This window comes from Kitasatospora sp. NPDC091257 (assembly GCF_044757675.1).
Classification (GTDB): domain Bacteria; phylum Actinomycetota; class Actinomycetes; order Streptomycetales; family Streptomycetaceae; genus Kitasatospora; species Kitasatospora lactacystinica.
On sequence record NZ_JBIVVI010000509.1, the window covers coordinates 1 to 6,136 of the forward strand.

The following is a 6,136-nucleotide window of genomic DNA, read 5'->3' on the forward strand; positions in this document are numbered from 1 at the left end:
GTCGTGCGTGTGGGCGCGCCCGGCCGCGCCCGGGGCGCGCGCCCCGCCCGCCGCCGCGCCCGCGCCGCCGCCCCCGCAGGACGTCCTGCGGGGGCCGCGGCCGTGCCCGGGCTCAGTGCCCGTTGACGTCCACCACCTCGACGCCGCGGATGTTCCGCTCGATCTCCTCCGCCGGCAGCGCGATCGCCAGCGCCCAGTAGTAGACGACCAGCGAGAACACCACCACGACCACGATGTCCCACCACAGCGGCAGGTTCCCCTTCGCGCCCGCGCCGAAGGTGCCCTGCCAGGAGGTCAGGCCCATGCCGAGCAGGTAGACCGGCAGCCACTGCCCGGCCCGGAAGTCCATCCGGGGCGCGTTCGGCAGCCCCTTGGAGCGCGCGTACCAGGAGTACCCGCCGAGCAGCAGGTAGCCGATCACGATCGCCAGGCCCAGGCGCCACAGGGTGTCCCAGCCGGACCAGTAGATGACCAGGCTCGCCACCGCGAAGGCCATCGGCGAGATCACCGAGCCGCCGGGCAGGTGGTACGAGCGCTCCATCTTCGGCAGCCGCTTGCGCAGCACCCCGAAGGCCAGCGGGGCGCCCGCGTACATCAGCACCACCGCCGAGGTGATGAAGCCGACCAGCTGCTGCCAGCTCGGGAAGGGCAGGAAGCAGATCACTCCGGCCACCCAGGCGATGAGCAGGCCCAGCCAGGGCACCGCGCGCTTGTCGGTGGACTGCAGCGTCTGCGGCGCGTAGCCGTTGCGGCTCAGGCCGTAGGTGACCCGGGAGCTGGAGGTGATGTAGACCAGCCCGGTGCCGGCGGGCGAGATGACCGCGTCGATGAACAGCACGGTGGCCAGCCAGCCCAGGCCGATCAGGGTCGCCAGGCCGGCGAACGGTCCGCTGATCCCGGGGTAGTCGAGCGTGCTCCAGCCCTGGGCGAAGGTCTCCGGCGGCAGTGCGCCGATGAACACCACCTGGAGCATCACGTAGACGACGGTGCCGACCACCACCGAGCCGAGCACCGCGCGGGGGATGTCCCGGCGCGGGTTGCGGCTCTCGCCCGCCCACTGGATGGCCTGTTCGAAGCCGAGCAGTGCGAAGATCACCCCGCTGCTGCTGATCGCGGTGAGCACGCCCTTGGCGCCGTCCGGTGCGAAGCCGTGCACGTCGAAGTTGGAGGCGTGGAACTCGGTGATGCCAAGCGCGAAGATGGTGAGCACCGGGATGGCGACCTTCCACACGGTGGCCGCGCTGTTGGTGTGCGCGAGCAGCCGCACGCCGAGGAAGTTGACCGCGACGAAGACTCCGAGCAGGGCGGCCGCGACGACGAATCCCCAGCCGGTCAGGGTCAGGTTCTTGTTCAGCAGGCCGTCCGCCCAGCTCCAGTGCTGGGCGTAGTTGATCATCGCCTGCACCTCGATCGGCGCGATGGTCGCGGCCTGCAGCCAGGTGAACCAGCCGAAGGACATCCCGGCGAACCCGCCGAAGGCGTAGTGCGGGTAGCGCGCCGTCCCGCCCGCCACCGGGAACAGCCCGCCCAGCTCGGCGTGGATCAGCGCCAGCAGGATGATCGCCACCGCGCCGATGCCCCAGGACAGCAGCGCCGCCGGCCCGGCCGCCACCGCCGCCTTCTGCGCCCCGAAGAGCCAGCCGGAGCCGATGATCGCCCCGACCGAGGCCCAGAGCAGTCCGATGACGCCGACCTCGCGCCGCAGCCCGGTGTGCCCCGAGCCGGGTGGATTGGAGGAGGAATGGGCCATGGCCGATCACCTCTCGAAGCAGGAGGAATTCCTCCGACAGTGCCCCAGCCCGGGCGCCTCCCGTCCCCGAAACGCCCCGCACTCCGCGCCCGTCACCCGAACAGCCCGCGGGAACCGCCCACCGGCACAGTTTCCGAAGCGTTCACCCGCCCGGCACGTGGAACTCACCGGCGGCAGGCAGGCTCCCGGACAGTGCCTGAAGTTGGCTATACAACTTCAGCCCATATGACAGCCGTAGTGCCGCCGAGGAGAAGACCGATGACCGAACTGCCGCCGTACTGGCTGCGCGACAACTGCCCGTGCGCCGAGTGCCGGGACCCGCGCAACGGACAGAAGCTGTTCCAGATCGACGACCTGCCCGAGGACCTGGCGGTCGCCGGGAGCACCGAGGCCGACGGGCACCTGGAGGTGCGCTGGTCGGACGGCCACCGCTCCCGCTACCCGCTGGAGTGGCTCGACCGGGCCGACGAGGGCGACGGGCGCACCGAGCGGGGCAAGCGGCTCTGGACGGCGGCGGACTTCGCGTCCGGCCTCCCGCAGGCGCGCTGGGAGGCCTACCTGGCCGACCCGGCCGAGCGGGCCGCGGTGCTGGCCGCCGTACGGGACGACGGCTTCGCCGTGCTGCGCGGGGTGCCGACCGTCGAGCGGCAGGTGCTGCGGGTGGCGGAGAGCTTCGGCCACGTACGGGTCACCAACTACGGGGAGCTGTTCGACGTCCGGGTCGAGCCGGACCCGAACAACCTCGCCTTCACCAGCGTCGCCATCGCCCCGCACACCGACAACCCGTACCGGGACCCGGTGCCGACCCTCCAGCTGCTGCACTGCCTGGAGAACTCGGCGACCGGCGGCGACTCCGGACTGGTGGACGGGTTCAAGGCCGCGTCGGTCCTCCGGGAGGAGGCGCCGGCCGCGTTCGAGGTCCTCACCCGTACGCCCGTCCCGTTCGTCTTCCGCGACCGGGGCACCGAACTGCGCGCCGACCGCCCGCTGATCGACGTGGACCCCCTGGGCCGGATCCGCGAGGTCAGGTTCAACAACCGCTCGATCGGCACCGTCCGGGCCGGCGCCCCGGACGGCCTGAACGCCTTCTACGCCGCCTACCGCCGCTTCGCCGCGATCACCCTGCGCCCCGGGCTCCGGCTCACCTTCCGCCTCGGCCCCGGCGACTGCCTGATCTTCGACAACACCCGCCTGATGCACGCCCGGACGGCCTTCCGGCAGGACGGCCACCGCCACCTCCAGGGCTGCTACGCCGACCTCGACTCCCTGCACAGCACCCTCGCGGTGCTGCGCCGCCGCGCCGCCGCGCTGGACGCGATCGCCGCCCTGTTCGCGGGCGAGGGCGCCGGGGAGTACCTGGGCGAGGAGGTCACCATGGCCGAGCACATGCTCCAGGCCGCCGCTGCCGCCGAGGCCGCCGGGGCGCCCGCGCACCTGGTCGCCGCCGCGCTGCTGCACGACGTCGGCCACTTCTTCGACGAGCACGGCCAGGGATCCGCGCACGGAAGGGACTTGATGAAGGGTCAGGACAATCGCCACAGCGACTCCGGGGCCGACTGGCTGGCCCGCTGGTTCGGCCCGGAGGTCACCGAGCCGGTCCGGCTGCACGTGGCCGCCAAGCGCTACCTGTGCGCGGTCGAGCCCGGGTACCGGGAGCGGCTCTCCGCGGCCTCCGAGTACACGCTGGGCGTCCAGGGCGGTCCGATGGACGAGCGCCGGGCCGCCGCCTTCGCCGAACTCCCGGGCGCGCGGGACGCGGTGGCGGTGCGGCGCTGGGACGAGCGGGCGAAGGTGGCGGGCGCCCCGACGCCCGGCTTCGAGTACTACCGCCCGCTGCTCGCCGCCCTCATGGGGTGAGGACGCTCACGCGCTGAGGGCGCTCACGCCGTGCGGGCGCCCATGCCGTGAGGACGCCCGCACGGTGACGCCCCCGCGCCGGGGACGCCCGCGCGGCACGCGCAAGGGGCTCAGTCCAGCTCCCGCGCGTGCCGCGAAAGCGCCGAGGCGGCCAGGGAGTTGTGCACGCTGAACGCCACCGTCCCGGGCAGGTAGCGGTCCTGGGACCACTCCACCGGCGTGCCCGTCGGGTCGGTCGTGCGCCGCCGCTCGCGCAGCAGCGGACCGCCCCGGCGGCAGCCGAGCAGCCGGGCGTCCTCGGCGTTGGCCGGGACGACGTCGATGGTGTGGTCGGCGTCGGTGAACAGGATGCCGTGCTCGCGCAGCACTTCGGTGTGCGAGACCACGTCCGGCGGCAGCTCGGCGACGATCTCGCCGACCCGCGGCGGGTACACGGTGCGCTCGACCATCACCGGCGTGCCGGACAGCGTCCGCAGCCGGACGATGACGTACACCTCGGCGCCCGGCTCCAGGCGCAGTTGCTCGCGCTCGGCGGTGTCGGCCGGGCGGCGCACCAGCGAGTCCAGGATGCCGCCGGGCTCCTCGCCCATCGAGTACGCCCAGTGCGTGAAGCTGAGGAGTTCGGAGAAGCTCTGCACCCGGGCGCCGCCGAGGACCACCCGGCGGGTGCCGCGCCGGGAGGTGACCAGTCCGTCGGAGCGCAGCACCGCGAGGGCCTGGCGGACGGTGCCGCGGGAGACGCCGTACTGCTCGGCCAGCGCGCCCTCGGCGGGCAGTCGGCCGGCCTCGCCGTACGCGCCGGTGGTGATCGCCTCGCGCAGGTCGGCGGCCACCTTCCGGTACAGCGCGCCGGGGCGCTCGGCCGCGGGCTCCGCGGCGGCCGAGTGGTCCCCGGCGGCCGGGCGCCCCTCGGCCCCGGGGCGCTGGGGCTCAGTTGCCACGTCAGTCAATGTCCCTCCTGGGGCGGTGTCCTGCGCAGCCGTACCGGCGCGGACAGCCCGACCTTATCCCGCTGCGCCTTCGAAGCATCGCACCGAACGGTTCACGCTCCGATGGCCGGATTCCACCGTTCCCGCACCCGACCCCGGTTCTGGGCCGTCCGTTCACCTTCCCGTCACCGGCCTCCGGCGTACTTACTGCTGTCAGCGAAGTTGGCTAGTCAACTCGGACGACGTCGATCGATCGCTCACCCGGCCGGTCCGCCGCCCTTCGCGAGACGCAGGCCCGCGGAACCCCCCGCGAACGCCCCTCGCAGTACGCCCCCTTAACAGGAGACTTCCCCGTGACCGTGCACCGCGCCCGCGCCGCCGCCTTCGCGGCCGTACTGACCGCCGCCGCGCTCTCCCTCACCGCCTGCGGCTCCGCCGGTTCGAGCGCCAAGTCCGGCGACGCCGCCAAGGACGGCGCCAAGGACGCCAAGACGGCCACCTCGGCCGCCGACTTCGGCGGCATGGACGGCCTGATCGCCGCGGCCAAGAAGGAGGGCAAGCTGCACGTCATCACGCTGCCCCGGGACTGGGCGAACTACGGCAAGATCATCGACGGCTTCAAGGCCAAGTACGGCATCGAGGTCGAGGAGGAGAACCCGGACGGCTCCAGCCAGGACGAGATCAACGCGGTCAACTCCCGCAAGGGCCAGGACCGCGCCCCCGACGTGGTCGACCTGGGCAGCGCCTTCGCCCTCCAGGCGGTCAAGGACGGCATCCTCGCCCCCTACAAGGTCGCCACCTTCGACAAGGTGCCGGACACCATGAAGGACGCGAACGGCGCCGCCGTCAACGACTACGGCGGCTACGTCTCCATCGGCTGCGACGCCAAGAAGATCGCCAACTGCCCGAAGACCTTCGCCGACCTGCTCAAGCCCGAGTACAAGGGCCAGGTCGCCCTCAACGGCAACCCGACCAAGTCCGGCTCCGCCTTCGGCGGCGTCTACGCGGCCGCGCTCGCCAACGGCGGTTCGCTGGACAACGTCCAGCCCGGCATCGACTTCTTCGGCAAGCTGAAGCAGTCCGGCAACTTCAACCCGGTCGAGTCGACCCCGGCCACCATCGAGAAGGGCGAGACCCCGATCTCGATCGACTGGTCCTACCTGAACGCCGGTTACACCGACGAGTTCAAGGACAAGGGCGTCGACTGGAAGGTCTCCATCCCGACCGACGGCTCCTACGCCCAGTTCTACAACCAGGCCGTCAACAAGTGGGCCCCGCACCCGGCGGCCGCCCGCCTGTGGCAGGAGTACCTGTTCAGCACCGAGGGCCAGAACCTCTTCCTCGGCGGCTACGCGACCCCGTCCACCTTCGAGGCCCTGAAGAAGGACGGCACCCTGGACGCCACCGCCGCCGCCAAGCTGCCGGCCGTCGAGAAGCCGTTCACCACCTTCCCCACCGTCGACCAGATCAACGCGGCCAAGAAGGTCGTCACCGAGAACTGGACCAAGGCCGTCGCGGGCTGACACCCCGGCCACGTACCGCACTTCGGGCTGAGAAAAGGCACTCATGACCACGGCTCCCACCCCGGTGCCGACCACCC

General features: G+C 72.2%; 4 protein-coding genes. 2 read left to right on the forward strand and 2 right to left on the reverse strand.

Translation table 11 applies throughout. The features are described 5' to 3' along the window. Positions 1-112 precede the first annotated feature (112 nt). Positions 113-1,750 carry an APC family permease gene (locus tag ACIQOV_RS22895; RefSeq protein ID WP_401051177.1) on the reverse strand — a complete coding sequence of 546 codons (1,638 nt, stop codon included), beginning with the start codon at positions 1,748-1,750 and terminating at the stop codon, positions 113-115. 258 nt (positions 1,751-2,008) lie between these two features. On the opposite strand from ACIQOV_RS22895, the gene ACIQOV_RS22900 reads away from it, so the two are divergent. Beyond that, positions 2,009-3,607: a TauD/TfdA family dioxygenase gene (locus ACIQOV_RS22900; RefSeq protein WP_401051179.1), complete on the forward strand. Its 1,599-nt coding sequence runs from the start codon at positions 2,009-2,011 to the stop codon at positions 3,605-3,607. A 110-nt stretch (positions 3,608-3,717) separates the two neighbouring features. On the opposite strand, the gene ACIQOV_RS22905 is transcribed toward ACIQOV_RS22900, so the two are convergent. Then, positions 3,718-4,548, reverse strand: coding sequence for a GntR family transcriptional regulator (locus tag ACIQOV_RS22905; protein ID WP_401051183.1), 831 nt, complete (start codon positions 4,546-4,548; stop codon positions 3,718-3,720). 341 nt (positions 4,549-4,889) lie between these two features. Here ACIQOV_RS22905 and ACIQOV_RS22910 point away from each other — a divergent pair, with 341 nt between their 5' ends. After that, entirely contained in the window at positions 4,890-6,059 is a 1,170-nt protein-coding gene (locus ACIQOV_RS22910; protein ID WP_359905438.1) for an ABC transporter substrate-binding protein, read from the forward strand. Positions 6,060-6,136 lie beyond the last annotated feature (77 nt).